The following is a 14,406-nucleotide window of genomic DNA, read 5'->3' on the forward strand; positions in this document are numbered from 1 at the left end:
GCACGATGAGCCATCAGCAGCCGCCGCCGCAACCCGGTCCCTATGGGGGACAGCCGGGGCCGTACGGCGCCGGTCAGCCGCCAGTGCCGAATCCGTACGCGCAGCAGCCCGGCTACGGGCAGCCGCCGCAGGGAGGGTACGCCCAGCCGAACCCGTACGGCGGGCCCGCGAACCCGTACGGCCGGCCGCCGCAGGCACCCGGGCCCCAGCAGCCGCCCGGCCCGCCGCAGGCTCCGCAGCAGCCGCCGGGGCCTCAGTACTACGGCGGCCAGCAGCCGCCCGCGCCGTCGACGGGGCCGGGCAGCGGTGGCCGCGGCAAGGGCAGGACGATCGGTTGGGCAGTCGGCGCGCTGGTCGTGGTGGGCGCGCTGACGGTGGGAGCGTTCGCGCTGTTCGGCGGCGACAGCGGCCCGTACAAGCTGACGACGCCGAAGACGGTCGCCGGGGAGTACCAGCGCCAGGGTTCGGGCACCGACGACGGTGATCTTTCCGCGGCGGGCAAGAAGGACCTCCAGCAGGTCCCGGTCGTCAAGGATCCGCATCTGGTGGCGGCCGACTACCAGACTCCCGGCAAGGAGATGCTGAAGTTCACCGGTGTCTGGGGCGAGGTGACCGACCCCGAGCGGGGCGCGGATCTTGCCCTGGCGGTCATCGTGAAGACGCTGCAGGACAACGGCACCGCCCAGGCCAAGGGCAGCCCGGAGGAGTTCTCCCCGGACGGCTTCGACGGGGACGTCCTGAAGTGCCAGACGCTGAAGTTCACCTCGGATCAGGGATCCATGGAGGCTCCCGCATGCGTCTGGGGCGATAAGAACACCCTGGGGGTCACCGTGATGGCGGACCCGGCGGCCGCTGTCATCGGGGGTGGCATGTCCCTGAAGGAGGCCGCCGATGTCGCGGCCAAGGTGCGCAAGGACGCGCGCGTCGAGATCGGCGGCTAGCCCGAAACGGGCAACAGCGACAGATCTACATATGTCTAACGAGGGAACAACATGAGCTACAACCAGCCGGGCCCCTACGGCCAGCAGCCCCAGCAGCCGGGTCCCTATGGCCAGGGCTGTGCCGCCGGCCAGCCCGGCTATGGCTACCCGCAGCAGCCCGGCCCCTACGGCCAGCCGCCGCAGGGCCAGCCGCCGCAGCCGGGGTACGGCTACCCGCAGCAGCCGGGCCCCTACGGCCAGCCCGGTCAGCCCGGTCAGCCCGGTCAGCCCGGTCAGCCCGGTCAGCCCGCGGCCCCTTACGGCCAGCAGCCCTACGGCCAGCAGCCCCCGTACGGCCAGCCGGGCGTGCCGGGCCCCTACCAGCCGGGCCCGGGACAGGGCGGCGGCAGCAAGAAGACCCTGGCCATCGCGATCGGGGCGGTGGTCGTGGTGGCCGCGGTCGTCGGCGGCATCCTGGTGGCCACGGGCGGGGACGACGGCGGCGGCAAGATCGCCGACGACGGCAAGCGCTACAAGCTCACCACTCCGCAGACCGTGGCCGGCGAGTACTCCAAGGAGGGCTCCGGCGGCAGTGTCGACCAGGACCAGATCGACGACTTCGAGAAGTTCGGGGTGACCAACCCGAAGGGCGTGTCCGGCGAGTACAAGTCGGGCTCGGGTCTCACCGAGAAGGACCTGCAGATGCAAGGGGTCTACGGGGAGGTGAAGGATCCCGAGACGGTCGTCGACGGCGCCTTCGCGAAGATCGCGCAGGAGTCCGAGAAGGACACCTCCGACAGCGGCATCCTCAAGGCCGAGCTCGTGGGCAGCCCCGAGAAGGTGTCCCCGAACGGACTCGACGACGCCGTGATGAAGTGCCAGAACATGAAGTTCACGCCCACCTCGAAGGGGAGCGGCACCCCCGGCATCCCCAAGAACGGCTTCACCGTTCCGCTCTGCATGTGGGGGGACTACAGCACGGTCGCCTACGTCATCAGCAGCGACCGGGCGCTGGCCATGGCGGGCAAGGGCCCGTCCCTGGACGAGGCCGGGGAACTCACCGCGAAGGTCCGCAAGGACAGCCGCGTGGAGATAGCCAAGTAGCGGCCCCTGCCGTTCAGTTCGCAGGCCGTACCGAAATGCCCGGAGGGGGACCCCACCCATGAGCTACAACCAGCCACCGCCGCCGTCTGGCCCGTACGGCGGCAGCGGGCCCGGCCCGTACGGGGGCGCCCAGCCCAATCCGTACGGCGGAGGGCAGCAGCCGCCCGCGGAGCCCAATCCGTACGCCCAGCCGCCCGGTTACGGCTATCCGCAGGCGCAGCCCCAGCAGGGGTACGGCTACCCGCAGCAGCCGGGCCCTTACGGCCAGCCCCCGTACCCCGCGCCGCCCGCGGCCGGCGGGGGCGGGAACCGGACCAAGATCATCGCCATTACGGTGGCCGGGTTCGTGGTGGCCGGTGCCATCGTCACCGGCGCCGTCGTCCTGAGCGGTGGTGAGGACAGCCCCAAGGCGATGAAGCTCGTCACCCCCAAGACGCTCGACAACGGCACGTACACCCTGGACAAGGGCACGGACGACCTCAAGAACGAGGGCACCAGCGTGCAGGAGAGCATGCCGAAGGGCGCGACCTCCGTGCTGGCCCAGTACAAGCGGTCCGATGACGAGAACTCGGGGCTCGCCTTCTCCGGCATGTACGGGGAGATCAGCGACCCCGAGAAGGTCCAGGACGAGATGTTCAAGGGGTTCGAGGGCGGTGAGGGCTCCCCCACCGTCGAGCAGAAGCGCAAGCGGTTCCAGCCCAATGGCGCCGACGGCCCGGCGGTGGAGTGTGAGGTCGTGAAGCTCTACGACCGGATCTACGCCCCCGCCTGCACCTGGGCGGAGAAGACGGACGCGGCGATGGTGCTGGACGTCAACGCGGAGCACACCACCGCATCGGACGCCGACATGGAAGCCTTCGCCAAGGTGACCGCGGGCATCTACAAGGACGCCCGCAAGCCCGCCTGAGCAAGACCTCCCACGGCGCCACAGGGCGCGTACGACACGAAGAGGGCCCCGGATGCCGGGGCCCTCTTCGTATGCGCTGTGCGGGGCGCCTACGCGCTCTTCTCGTGACGCTCGCCCGGCTCGGTGCCACGGGTGCGCGGCACAAGCGTCGGGTTGACGTTCGAATGGACGACGTCCTCGGTGATGACGACCCGGGCCACGTCCTTGCGGGACGGTACCTCGTACATTGCCGACATCAGCACCTCTTCGATGATGGCGCGCAGGCCGCGCGCCCCGGTGCCGCGCAGAATCGCCTGGTCGGCGATGGCCTCCAGGGCCGGACGGTCGAAGTCCAGCTCCACACCGTCGAGTTCGAACAGCCGCTGGTACTGCTTGACCAGTGCGTTCCGCGGCTCGACCAGGATCTGCAGCAGCGCCTCGCGGTCCAGGTTGTGGACGGAGGTGATGACCGGGAGCCGGCCGATGAACTCCGGAATCATCCCGAACTTCACCAGGTCCTCGGGCATGACCTCCTGGAACTGGTCGCTGGCCTCGATCTCGCGCTTGGAGCGGATCGTGGCGCCGAAGCCGATGCCCTTGGCACCCGCCCGCGACTCGATGATCTTCTCCAGACCGGCGAAGGCACCGCCCACGATGAACAGCACGTTCGTCGTGTCGATCTGGATGAACTCCTGGTGCGGGTGTTTGCGGCCGCCCTGCGGCGGCACCGACGCCGTGGTCCCCTCCAGGATCTTCAGCAGCGCCTGCTGGACGCCCTCACCGGAGACATCACGGGTGATCGAGGGGTTCTCGCTCTTGCGGGCCACCTTGTCGATCTCGTCGATGTAGATGATGCCCGTCTCGGCCTTCTTGACGTCGTAGTCGGCGGCCTGGATCAGCTTGAGGAGGATGTTCTCCACGTCCTCGCCGACATAGCCCGCCTCGGTGAGCGCGGTCGCGTCGGCGATGGCGAAGGGGACGTTGAGCATCCGGGCGAGAGTCTGCGCCAGCAGCGTCTTGCCGGAGCCGGTCGGGCCGAGCAGCAGAATGTTGGACTTCGCCAACTCGATGCCGTCGTCGCGGCTGTGGCCGCCGTTCTCGCCCGCCTGGACCCGCTTGTAGTGGTTGTAGACGGCGACGGAGAGCGACTTCTTGGCAGCCTCCTGGCCGACCACATAGCCCTCGAGGAACTCATAGATCTCACGCGGCTTGGGAAGTTCCTCCCAGCGCACCTCGGAGGTCTCGGCGAGCTCTTCCTCGATGATCTCGTTACAGAGATCGATGCACTCATCGCAGATGTACACACCCGGGCCCGCGATGAGCTTCTTCACCTGCTTCTGGCTCTTTCCGCAGAACGAGCACTTGAGCAGGTCGCCGCCGTCACCGATGCGTGCCACGAGGTGCTTCCCCTTCGCCTTGGATCCGCTTTGCTCCGCGGATCCGGGTGCTTGCGCTGCGCTTTCTGCGTCTGTCTCCGGGGGCCGGCCCCCAGCCCTCTATGACGGTACCTTGCCGGGCCCCCGGTTCGGGCCCCCCTTGGACCGACTCGATCCATGGGGGGCCATGTCAACCGGCGCTCAGCCGAGGCCGACCGAGGTCTTACGGGTGGAGACGATCTGATCGATAAGACCGTACGACAGCGACTCCTCGGCGGTCAGGATCTTGTCCCGCTCGATGTCGTCACGGATCTTCTCGATCGGCGTGGTGGAGTGCTTGGCCAGCATCTCCTCGAGCTGCGAGCGCATCCGCAGAATCTCGTTGGCCGCGATCTCCAGATCGGAGACCTGGCCGCGACCGGTCTCGCTGTACGGCTGGTGGATCAGGATGCGGGCGTTGGGCAGCGCCATCCGCTTGCCGGGCGTCCCGGCGGCGAGCAGGACGGCCGCGGCGGACGCCGCCTGGCCCATGCACACCGTCTGGATGTCGGGCTTCACGAACTGCATCGTGTCGTAGATGGCGGTCAGCGCCGTGAACGAGCCGCCGGGCGAGTTGATGTAGACCGAAATGTCGCGGTCGGGGTCCATCGACTCCAGGCACAGCAGCTGCGCCATGACGTCATTGGCCGACGCGTCGTCGATCTGGACGCCCAGGAAGATCACTCGCTCTTCGAAGAGCTTCGCGTACGGGTCGTACTCGCGGATGCCCTGGGAGGTGCGCTCGACGAAGCGCGGGACGACATAGCGGGACTCGGCCATCGGGCCGGTGTACTGGCCGCTGCCGGAAAAGGTGTTCATCTGGGTCTTCACCATCCTGTGGCGATCTGAGGGCTGGAGGTCGGCTACGGGACGGCGGGACTCAGGCCCCAGTGCCGCCCCCGCCCGGAACGCTGGAGGCGGACAGCATGACGTCGTCGACCAGACCGTAGTCCTTGGCCTCCTCGGCGGAGAACCAGCGGTCGCGGTCGGAGTCGCGGGTGATCTGCTCGACCGTCTGACCGGTGTGGAAGGCGGTCAGCTCCGCCATCCGCTTCTTGGTGTGCAGCAGCCGCTCGGCGTGGATCTTGATGTCCGAGGCCGAGCCCGCCAGGCCCGCGGAGGGCTGGTGGATCAGGATCTCGGCGTTCGGCAGCGCGAACCGCTTGCCCGGGGTGCCGGCGCTCAGCAGGAACTGGCCCATCGAGGCCGCGAGGCCCATGGCGATGGTGACCACGTCGTTCTGGATGTACTGCATGGTGTCGTAGATCGCCATGCCGGCCGAGATCGAGCCGCCCGGGGAGTTGATGTAGAGGTAGATGTCCTTGTCCGGATCGGCGGCGAGCAGGAGCAGCTGCGCCGTGATCTTGTTCGCGATGTCGTCGTCGACCGGCTGGCCGAGGAAGATGATCCGCTCACCGAGCAGCCGGTTGTAGACCTGGTCGCCGAGGCCACCGATGGTCGGCTCGCCGGCGGCGGAAGGCATCGTATTCGTCACGTATCCACCTGCTCGTCTCTGACGGCGACTGGCCGTCTCAGCGTCTTCTTCTGGGCGCGGGAGCGTGGCCGCCGGTGCGCTCCCGGCGGGCTTGCGGGACTCCCCTGCCCTCGTATCTACGGACCCTAACGCGCTGGTCGGCGGGCGCCATCCCGCATCAGGAACTGTTCGCTCTGAGCGCAGGTTCCGGCATACCGGGGACATCGCGGAACACGAACGGGCCCGGACGCGTACATACGTTCGGGCCCGTTCGTACGGGCGGGGGGAGCCGGCGGATCAGCCCTCGGACTTCTCCTGCTTGTCCGCGGACTCCGCGGGCTCCTCGGCGGCGGCCTCGGCCGCGGCGGGCTCCTCGGTGGCCTCGACCGTCTCGGCGGTCTCGTCCTCGTCGTCCAGGTCCACGGTCTGGCCCTTGTCGTCGACGACCGCGGCGGCCTCGACCACGACGGCCAGCGCCTTGCCGCGGGCGACCTCGCCGACGAGCATCGGCACCTGGCCACCCTCGACGACGGCCTGGGCGAACTGGTCCGGGCTCATGCCGGAGGACTGCGCACGGCGCATCAGGTGCTCGGTGAGCTCCTCCTGGCCGACGGACAGCTTCTCCTTGTTGACCAGCTCGTCGAGGACGAACTGGGTCCGGATGCCCTTCTCGGCCTGCTCCTTGAGCTCGGCGTCGAACTCCTCGGCGGTCTTGCCCTGCATCTGCAGGTACGAGTCGAGGTTCAGGCCCATCTGCTCGAGCTGGTGGTGCTCCAGGTTGTGCTTGCGGGTCTGGATCTCGTCCTCGAGGAGCTTCTCGGGGATCGGCACCTCGACCAGCTCCAGCAGGGCGTCCAGCACCTTCTCCTGGGCCTGGGTGGCCTGCTCGAACTTCTTCGACTGCTCCAGTCGCCGGCGGCTGTCGGCGCGCAGCTCCTCGAGGGTGTCGAACTCGCTGGCCATCTGGGCGAAGTCGTCGTCCAGCTCGGGCAGCTCACGGGCCTTGACCTCGGAGACCTTGACCGAGACCTCGGCCTCCTTGCCCTGGGCGGAGCCGCCCTTGAGCTCGGAGGTGAAGGTGGCGGAGCCACCCGCCTCCAGGCCGGTGACGGCCTCGTCGATGCCCTCGAGCAGCTCACCGGAGCCGATGGTGTAGGTGACGCCCTCGGCGACACCGTCCTCCAGCACCTCGCCTTCGACCTTGGCCTCCAGGTCGATGACCACGATGTCGCCCTCGGCGGCGGCGCGCTCGACCGGGGTGGTGGTGGCGAAGCGCTCGCGCAGCTGCTCCACCGCCTTGTCGACGTCCTCGTCCGCGACCTCGACGGAGTCGACGGTGACCTCGATGCCGGAGTAGTCCGGGATCTCGATCGCCGGGCGGATGTCCACCTCGGCGGTGAACGCCAGCAACTCGTTGTCCTTGAGCTCGGTGATGTCCACCTCGGGCTGGCCGAGCGGGTTCAGCTCACCTTCGTTGACCGCGTCGGTGTAGAACTTCGGGAGCGCGTCGTTGACGGCCTCCTCCAGCACGGCGCCACGGCCGAAGCGCTGGTCGATGACCCGGGCCGGGATCTTGCCCTTACGGAACCCAGGCACCGTGACCTGCTGATTGATCTTCTTGTACGCCGCGTCGAGGCTGGGCTTGAGCTCCTCGAAGGGCACCTCGACAGTGAGCCGAACCCGGGTCGGGTTCAGGTTCTCCACGGCGCTCTTCACGGTTCGGTCTCCTTGGGGGCTGACGTGTGGTGTTCTGCTGCGGTGCGCTGTTGCGGTGCAGCGGATCGCGTCCGGGAGAAAAGACACAGACGCGCAGCTTGCATAGTAACCGCACGCATGACGGACCCCACAATGCGATCTTGCCGCTGATGATGGTCGGGGTGGCCGGATTCGAACCGACGACCTTCCGCTCCCAAAGCGGACGCGCTACCAAGCTGCGCCACACCCCGTCGGTGCGACACGTAGGGTACATGCCCGGGGACGCCCCGGCTGCCGGTTATTCGACTGGTGGGCAAGGGTGTGCGGGGAACGGTGGGGACCCGCTACGATGCATCCCGTGCCGCGACTCGGGCGATCATGCCTGTGCGTGTGGGACCGGGTGACCGGCCCTCCACCATGTTCGCGGCGCGTGCGGGCGTAGCTCAATGGTAGAGCCCCAGTCTTCCAAACTGGCTACGCGGGTTCGATTCCCGTCGCCCGCTCCACGACGTCCGGCCCGGCCCCGGGGAACTCCCCCGAGCCGGGCCGTTCGCATTCTTCGCATCTTTGGAGCGGGCCGGACGGCCAAGGTCAGAACTTTATGTCACTGATGGAGTTCGCGACCGAGTCCAGAAAGTGCTGAATGTCCGGTGCGAGGGTGGACGAGGCCAGCAGGAAGCCGAAGAGTGCCGCGACGAGAGCCGGCCCCCACTTCATCTGTCCGTTGCGGATCATCAGCACCAGGATGATGCCCACGAGCACCACCAGTGACAGAGAAATGGCCACAACTGATCACACATCCTCGGTCGCACTGTCTCGCCTGCCCCGGAAGCACGCGACCTCGCACACCCCCGCGGCTCCATCGTGCCACCAACTCCCGCCGCACAGCAGCAGGGTGAGCGACCTGCGGCCATCAGTGCACACGACATCCGCTCCGCCCGTACCCGCCCCGAAATACTTCACACAAATCAGCGCGGGTGACGCCCGCCACAATTCACGGAGCGACACGAGGGCGAAATCCCAGCCCGATCCGATAGCCCGTGCGGAAATTCGGAATTCGTCCGGCGGTCACTCGACGGGGTGACAAAGCATCAATGAATCAGACATTCCGCTTGAGCCTCCTGCGGGGCATATGCACCATTTAAGTAGGATGAAACATGACAGAACGGACAGCATGAGTCGACTCGCAGGACACGGAGATCGTTTTATCGACTCCATAAGAGCGGACCATCAGCCGAGTCACGGAAGCTATTACCGGCAAAGAACTGAACGAGGTTTTACGGAATACAGGTTTCGGCGCTATCGTGCCTTGGATGTTCCACGCTGCCATGACTCCCCTACGCGCAGTGCGGTCCCGCGTACTTTCCCCTAGTTCCTGGTGGGAGGGCCTGTGACCAACTCCCTGCGCCCGCACGGTTATCAGCGGTCCCCCCTCCCACCGGCACGGGAGGCGGAACCCACTGCCCCCACACCGCGGGACGAAGAAGCAGGGCACCGGGCCACCGCCCCGCCCACCCCCAGCGCCCCCGCCGGGCAGAAGCCCAAGCAGCGGGACGCGTTCTTCGACAACGCGAAGTACCTCGCGATCGTGCTGGTCGCGATGGCCCACTCCTGGGAACCGCTCACCGACACCAGCCGGACCGCGGAAGCGCTGTACATGACCGTGTACACCTTCCACATGCCGGCCTTCATCCTGATCTCCGGCTACTTCTCGCGCAGCTTCGACATGCGGCCGGACCGGCTCAAGCGGCTGATCACCGGCATCGCCGTCCCGTACGTGCTCTTCGAAGTCGCGTACACCTTCTTCAAGCGGTGGGCGGACGACGATCCGACCTACGACTTCAGCCTGCTCGACCCCTGGTACCTCACCTGGTTCCTGGTCGCGCTCTTCGTATGGCGGCTGTCCACCCCCATCTGGAAGCTGGTGCGCTGGCCAGTCCCGCTGTCGCTGGCGATCGCCACGCTCGCGTCCGTCTCACCCGACATCGGCGACGACCTCGATCTGCAGCGGCTGCTCCAGTTCCTGCCGTTCTTCGTGATCGGCCTGTGCATGAAGCCCGAGCACTTCCAGCTGATGCGGCGGCGCGAGGTGCGGATCGCATCGGTGCCGATCGGTCTGTGCGCCCTCCTCTTCGCCTACTGGGCGGCGCCCCGGATGAGCTCGGCGTGGTTCTACCACCGGGACAGCGTCCAGGAGCTGGGCGCCCCGCCGTGGACCGGCCCCGTGATGACGCTCGCCCTCTTCGGCTGCTCGATGGTGCTCGTGGCCTGCTTCTTCTCCTGGGTGCCGCGGCGGAAGATGTGGTTCACCGCGCTGGGCGCCGGGACGCTGTACGGCTACCTGCTGCACGGCTTCCTGGCCAAGGGCTCCCGCTTCTGGGGCTGGTTCGACGACTACCAGTGGCTGCACAAGCCGCTGGGCGAGATCACGGTGACGGTGATCGCCGCCTCCGTGGTGACCGTGCTGTGCACCTCCCCCGTACAGCGCGCCTTCCGCTTCGCGATGGAGCCGAAGATGGCGTGGGCCTTCAAGAAGGACCCCGCCGAACAGGCCCGCAGCCGTACGACGACGGCCTGAGCCTGAGCCAAGGCGGCGAGGAGCCGTGGGGCTGGACCGGGCACGGCACGGCCCAGCCCTTTGCCGTTTCGGGGGCGCGCCGGGTGCCGCTCAGCCCCGTCGGGGCGTCTCCCGGCGCGGTGCCGGCCGCGCGGGCAGTGCCGTCGCCACGAGGCCGAGCGCCACGGCGACCCCCGCGAACCCGCATGGATCGGCGGCGGGATGTACCGGCCCTCCCCCGTCAGACCCCGCGTCAGCCCCCTTTCCCCGCCCCCTCCCGTCTCGTCGGCGGGCGCCGGGCCGGTGGCCCCGGCCCCACTCTTCACGCGCGCCGGCGGCCGTGGCCCGGTCACCTGTTCGCTGGGAACCCCCGTACTACTGGCGGCAGATCAGCAGCAGCGCTCGGTCGTCGTTGACGTCCTTCGCCACCGTTTCGATCAGGTGCCAGGCCGCGCCGTGGAAGCCGGAGGCGACGTAGCGGTCGGCCTCGCCCGTCAGGCGGTCGATGCCTTCGCTGATGTCGCGGTCGGCGGTTTCGACGAGGCCGTCGGTGAAGAGCATCAGGACGTCGCCGGGGCGCAGTGTGCCCTTGGTGGGGTCGAACTGGGCGCCGTCGTAGACGCCGAGGAGCGGGCCGTCGGCGGACTTCTCCTCCCACTTGCCGGTGCCCGCGCTCAGCTGGAGCGCGGGCAGATGTCCGGCGGAGAAGAGCTCGAAGTCGCCGCTGTCGAGGTCGAGGACGAGATGGACGGAGGTGGCGAAGCCCTCGTCCCAGTCCTGGCGGAGGAGATAGCCGTTGGCGGCGGGGAGGAAGCCGTGCGGGGGCAGGGAGCCGAGGAGGCCGCCGAAGGCGCCGGAGAGGAGCAGGGCGCGGGAGGCGGCGTCCATGCCCTTGCCGGAGACGTCGGTGAGGACGACTTCGAGGGTGCGGCCGCCGCCGGTGCGGGCGGCGACGACGAAGTCGCCGGAGAAGGACTGTCCGCCGGCCGGGCGCAGGGCCATCTCCCGGTGCCAGCCGCGCGGCAGGCCGGGCAGCTTGCTCTGGACGCGGATGCGCTCGCGCAGGTCGAAGAGCATGGTGCCGCCGCGCCGCCACGGCACGCCGACCCGGCTGCGGAACTGGGCGATCAGCAGGCCGAAGAAGCCGACGGCGGCGACGACCAGGATGGTGCCGGGGGTGACGCGGGAGGAGGCGTCCTCCTCGGTGTAGGGGCCGAGGACGGCGGATTCCACGATGAGGGCGCTGGCGGCGGCCGCGTACAGGGCGAGCAGGCTGGCGGGGCGCAGCAGCAGCCCGCCAGCGACGATGGGCAGGACGAGGGCGGAGGGGGCGCACCAGTCGGGCATGGCGATGGTGCCGCAGGCGATGGCGGGGACGCCGAGGAGGAGTGCGGTGAGGGCGAGCCGGTCGGAGCCCTCGCCGCGGAAGTAGTCGACTCCGGCTTTGCGCACGCCTGTGCGAGCCCGGTGCAGAGCCTTGCGCATCCGGGCCATCGGAGTGTCCGCGCCGCCAGTCATTGCATCGGGACCCTACCCACCCGTTCGGACGCGCGTCGATTCGTGGCGCGTTGAACCACCCAGCCAAGGGGGGCAATCGTAAGCGAAATCCGTTCGCGTGTACGGGAAACTGCTGCTAGGGATGGGAATATGACGACTGAGCTGCGGGTGCTCGATCCCACGATTTGGGATGATTGGTACGGAAAGCTGGTGTTCGCGTTCGGCGGCGTACCCGAGTCGCCGGAGGAAACCGCGCTCTGGCGGGACTTGACCGAATGCGAGCGCTCGATCGGCGTTTGGGACGGCGCGGACATCGTCGGCACAGCGGGGCTGTTCAGCTTCCGGCTGTGCGTGCCGGGTGGCGCCGTGGTGCCCGCGGCGGGCGTCACCATGGTCAGCGTGCAGGCGACGCACCGGCGGCGCGGGGTGCTGCGGTCCATGATGCTTCGCCAGTTGGACGACATCCGCGCGGCGGGCGAGCCGCTGGCCGTCCTGACCGCATCGGAACCGGACATCTACGGCCGGTTCGGGTACGGCGCGGCCACGCAGAGCGTCTACGCCGAGATCGACACCACCCGGGTGCGGCTGACCGTCCCGGAGGGCACCGATGACGTAAGGCTGCGTGCGGTGGCGCCCGGTGCCGCGGCCGAGGAGTGTGAGGCCGTCTACGCCCGGCGGGTGACCGAGCGGCCGGGCATGCTGGAGCGCCGCCCCGGCTGGGAGCGGCTGCGGCTGCTGGACCCGCCGGGCGAGCGCGAGGGGGCGTCCCCACTGCGCTGTGTGCTCGCCGAGACGGGCGGTGAGGTCACCGGGTACGCGCGCTTCGCGGTCAAGCCCGACTGGGATATGGCCGGGCCGAAGGGCCTGGTCCTGCTGCGCGATCTGGAGGCCCTGGACCCGGCGTCGTACGCGGCGCTGTGGCGCTTCCTCTTCGACCTCGACCTGACCTCGGCGATCAGGACGGGCGGCCGCCCGGTCGACGACCCGTGGCAGCACCTGGTTTCGGACATCCGCCGATGCGACGTACGGCTGCGCGACTCGCTGCATGTGCGCCTGGTGGACGTGGGGGCGGCGCTGGAGGCGCGTACGTATACGACCCCGGTGGATGTCGTCCTGGAGGTCACGGACTCCTTCTGTCCCTGGAACGAGGGGCGCTGGCGGCTGACCGGCGACGCGAAGGGCGCCTCCTGCGGCCGCACCAGCGACGCCCCCGATCTACGGCTTGGCGTGCGGGAGTTGGGCGCGGCGTACCTCGGCGGGGTCTCGCTGGCCGCACTGGCGGGCGCGGGCCGCGTCCAGGAGGCGCGAAAGGGTGCGCTGGCGGAGGCGTCGGCCGCGTTCCTCTCCGTCGTCGCCCCCTGGCTGCCTCACGGCTTCTAAGCGGATGCGGTGGAGTTCGCCGCTGATCCCTCGCCGTTCGGCCTGGCCGAGGGCTTGGACGCCGAGAAGGATCAGCACTTGACTTCGCCGTAACCGCTTAGGCCGACTGGCACTCCGGGCACCAGAAGAGATTGCGGGCGGCGAGGTCGGCGGTGCGGACCTCGCCGCCACAGATGTGGCACGGCTGCCCGGCGCGGCGGTAGACGTAGACCTCGCCCCCGTGGTCGTCGACGCGCGGCGGGCGGCCCATCGCCTCGGGGGTGTGCTCGGGGCGGACGGTGTCGATCCGGTTGTTCCGTACGCCCTCGCGCATCAGCTCCACCAGATCCGACCAGATCGCGTCCCATTCGGCGCGCAGGAGCCGGCGGCCGGGACGGTAGGGGTCGATGCCGTGCCGGAAGAGGACCTCGGCGCGGTAGACATTGCCCACCCCGGCGACGATCTTCTGGTCCAGCAGCAGCGCGGCCACGCTGACCCGGCTGCGGGAGATCCGGGCCCAGGCGTGCTCGCCGTCGTCCGCCGGGCGCAGCGGGTCGGGGCCGAGCCGGTCGTGGACGGCCCGCTTCTCCTCGTCGGTGATCAGCGCGCAGGCGGTCGGCCCGCGCAGATCGGCGTACCCCGTGGGGTTCGCCAGCCGCAGCCGGACGGTGTCGGTGGGCGGCGGGGCGGGGGCCGGCCCGAAGCCGTACGTGCCGAAGAGGCCCAGATGGACGTGGACCCATCCGGTGGCGGCGAAGTCCAGGAAGAGGTGCTTGCCATGCGCCTCGGCGTGGTGCAGCTCCTGGCCGTCGATCAGCGCGGCGCCGTCGGCGAACTTGCCCTGCGGGCTCATGGCCCGGACGGGCCGGCCGCCGAAGATCTCGAGGTGGTCGGCGGCCAGCCGGTGAATGGTGTGCCCTTCGGGCATCAGTCGCCGTGCGGGTGATGGGCGGGGATCGGCGGCAGTTCGCCGGTGGTCTCGTAGGCGGCGAGCATCTGGATGCGGCGGGTGTGCCGCTCCTCGCCGGAGTACGGCGTGTTCAGGAAGATCTCGACGAACTTGGTCGCCTCTTCCTGGGTGTGCATCCGGGCGCCGATGCTGATCACATTGGCGTCGTTGTGCTCACGGCCGAGGGCGGCGGTCTGCTCGCTCCAGGCCAGCGCGGCACGTACGCCCTTTACCTTGTTCGCGGCGATCTGCTCACCATTGCCGGACCCGCCGATCACGATGCCGAGGCTGCCCTGGTCGGCGGCGGTCCGCTCGGCGGCGCGCAGGCAGAACGGCGGGTAGTCGTCCTGGGCGTCGTAGATGTGCGGGCCGCAGTCGACGGGCTCATGGCCGGCCGCCCTGAGCCAGGCCACCAGATGGTTCTTGAGTTCGAAACCGGCATGATCGGAGCCGAGGTACACGCGCATAAACCGAGTGTGACATGACCGTGTCGCTCACGCCGCGCCGGGTAGGCGCGCGCGGAAAAACCTTTCCTTACCAAGGAACCTCA

General features: G+C 69.1%; 13 protein-coding genes and 2 tRNA genes. 6 read left to right on the top strand and 9 right to left on the bottom strand.

The features are described from left to right. Positions 1–5 precede the first annotated feature (5 nt). The 3 genes from ABZU99_RS22890 to ABZU99_RS22900 are packed head-to-tail and all read left to right on the top strand — an operon-like array spanning position 6 to position 2,931. Positions 6–941: a hypothetical protein gene (locus ABZU99_RS22890; RefSeq protein ID WP_355953425.1), complete on the top strand. Its 936-nt coding sequence runs from the start codon at positions 6–8 to the stop codon at positions 939–941. Between the two features lie 51 nt (positions 942–992). Then, a complete protein-coding gene (locus tag ABZU99_RS22895) occupies positions 993–2,024 on the top strand; it encodes a hypothetical protein (RefSeq protein ID WP_356046307.1) in 1,032 nt (343 codons plus the stop codon). Between the two features lie 58 nt (positions 2,025–2,082). Then, complete coding sequence (locus ABZU99_RS22900; protein ID WP_356046308.1) at positions 2,083–2,931, top strand: hypothetical protein; 849 nt, start codon at positions 2,083–2,085, stop codon at positions 2,929–2,931. An 89-nt stretch (positions 2,932–3,020) separates the two neighbouring features. Here ABZU99_RS22900 and clpX read toward each other — a convergent pair whose 3' ends face one another. The 5 genes from clpX to ABZU99_RS22925 form a co-directional block, all read right to left on the bottom strand. Continuing rightward, on the bottom strand, positions 3,021–4,307 hold the full coding sequence (gene clpX / locus ABZU99_RS22905) for an ATP-dependent Clp protease ATP-binding subunit ClpX (RefSeq protein WP_355953417.1): 1,287 nt from the start codon (positions 4,305–4,307) through the stop codon (positions 3,021–3,023). 180 nt (positions 4,308–4,487) lie between these two features. Beyond that, the gene (locus ABZU99_RS22910) at positions 4,488–5,144 is read right to left on the bottom strand and encodes an ATP-dependent Clp protease proteolytic subunit (RefSeq protein WP_355848377.1); all 657 of its coding nucleotides are present in this window, start codon (positions 5,142–5,144) and stop codon (positions 4,488–4,490) included. Between the two features lie 61 nt (positions 5,145–5,205). After that, positions 5,206–5,808, bottom strand: coding sequence for an ATP-dependent Clp protease proteolytic subunit (locus ABZU99_RS22915; RefSeq protein WP_355953454.1), 603 nt, complete (start codon positions 5,806–5,808; stop codon positions 5,206–5,208). Between the two features lie 288 nt (positions 5,809–6,096). Next, positions 6,097–7,515, bottom strand: a complete 1,419-nt coding sequence (gene tig / locus ABZU99_RS22920; protein ID WP_355953416.1) for a trigger factor — start codon at positions 7,513–7,515, stop codon at positions 6,097–6,099. A 153-nt stretch (positions 7,516–7,668) separates the two neighbouring features. Continuing rightward, a tRNA-Pro gene (locus ABZU99_RS22925) sits at positions 7,669–7,745 on the bottom strand. Positions 7,746–7,926: 181 nt separating this feature from the next. Between ABZU99_RS22925 and ABZU99_RS22930 the strand changes: the two genes are divergently transcribed. Continuing rightward, positions 7,927–8,000: transfer RNA gene (locus ABZU99_RS22930), tRNA-Gly, on the top strand. 85 nt (positions 8,001–8,085) lie between these two features. Here the strand turns inward: ABZU99_RS22930 and ABZU99_RS22935 are convergent. Then, a complete protein-coding gene (locus ABZU99_RS22935) occupies positions 8,086–8,280 on the bottom strand; it encodes a hypothetical protein (RefSeq protein ID WP_355953413.1) in 195 nt (64 codons plus the stop codon). Positions 8,281–8,884: 604 nt separating this feature from the next. Between ABZU99_RS22935 and ABZU99_RS22940 the strand changes: the two genes are divergently transcribed. After that, positions 8,885–10,072: an acyltransferase family protein gene (locus ABZU99_RS22940; RefSeq protein ID WP_356046309.1), complete on the top strand. Its 1,188-nt coding sequence runs from the start codon at positions 8,885–8,887 to the stop codon at positions 10,070–10,072. A gap of 354 nt (positions 10,073–10,426) precedes the next feature. Here ABZU99_RS22940 and ABZU99_RS22945 read toward each other — a convergent pair whose 3' ends face one another. After that, on the bottom strand, positions 10,427–11,569 hold the full coding sequence (locus ABZU99_RS22945; protein WP_355953408.1) for a PP2C family protein-serine/threonine phosphatase: 1,143 nt from the start codon (positions 11,567–11,569) through the stop codon (positions 10,427–10,429). Between the two features lie 129 nt (positions 11,570–11,698). Between ABZU99_RS22945 and ABZU99_RS22950 the strand changes: the two genes are divergently transcribed. Next, entirely contained in the window at positions 11,699–12,928 is a 1,230-nt protein-coding gene (locus tag ABZU99_RS22950) for a GNAT family N-acetyltransferase (RefSeq protein ID WP_356227957.1), read from the top strand. 97 nt (positions 12,929–13,025) lie between these two features. On the opposite strand, the gene ABZU99_RS22955 is transcribed toward ABZU99_RS22950, so the two are convergent. Then, the gene (locus ABZU99_RS22955; protein WP_355953402.1) at positions 13,026–13,835 is read right to left on the bottom strand and encodes a DNA-formamidopyrimidine glycosylase family protein; all 810 of its coding nucleotides are present in this window, start codon (positions 13,833–13,835) and stop codon (positions 13,026–13,028) included. Beyond that, positions 13,835–14,323 (bottom strand): ribose-5-phosphate isomerase, encoded by a 489-nt coding sequence (locus ABZU99_RS22960; protein WP_356046311.1) that lies wholly within the window; start codon positions 14,321–14,323, stop codon positions 13,835–13,837. The genes ABZU99_RS22955 and ABZU99_RS22960 overlap by 1 nt, the downstream gene beginning before the upstream one ends. Positions 14,324–14,406 lie beyond the last annotated feature (83 nt).

This window comes from Streptomyces sp. NPDC005266, assembly GCF_040607655.1.
Taxonomy (GTDB): domain Bacteria; phylum Actinomycetota; class Actinomycetes; order Streptomycetales; family Streptomycetaceae; genus Streptomyces.

What these genes read in the sequence shown, in the direction of transcription:
- ABZU99_RS22890 (WP_355953425.1), top strand. Translation starts at nt 6, where the DNA reads ATGAGCCATCAGCAGCCGCCGCCGCAACCCGGTCCCTATGGGGGACAG.
- ABZU99_RS22895 (WP_356046307.1), top strand. Translation starts at nt 993, where the DNA reads ATGAGCTACAACCAGCCGGGCCCCTACGGCCAGCAGCCCCAGCAGCCG.
- ABZU99_RS22900 (WP_356046308.1), top strand. Translation starts at nt 2,083, where the DNA reads ATGAGCTACAACCAGCCACCGCCGCCGTCTGGCCCGTACGGCGGCAGC.
- ABZU99_RS22910 (WP_355848377.1), bottom strand. Translation starts at nt 5,144, where the DNA reads ATGAACACCTTTTCCGGCAGCGGCCAGTACACCGGCCCGATGGCCGAG.
- ABZU99_RS22915 (WP_355953454.1), bottom strand. Translation starts at nt 5,808, where the DNA reads ATGCCTTCCGCCGCCGGCGAGCCGACCATCGGTGGCCTCGGCGACCAG.
- ABZU99_RS22945 (WP_355953408.1), bottom strand. Translation starts at nt 11,569, where the DNA reads ATGACTGGCGGCGCGGACACTCCGATGGCCCGGATGCGCAAGGCTCTG.
- ABZU99_RS22950 (WP_356227957.1), top strand. Translation starts at nt 11,699, where the DNA reads ATGACGACTGAGCTGCGGGTGCTCGATCCCACGATTTGGGATGATTGG.
- ABZU99_RS22955 (WP_355953402.1), bottom strand. Translation starts at nt 13,835, where the DNA reads ATGCCCGAAGGGCACACCATTCACCGGCTGGCCGCCGACCACCTCGAG.
- ABZU99_RS22960 (WP_356046311.1), bottom strand. Translation starts at nt 14,323, where the DNA reads ATGCGCGTGTACCTCGGCTCCGATCATGCCGGTTTCGAACTCAAGAAC.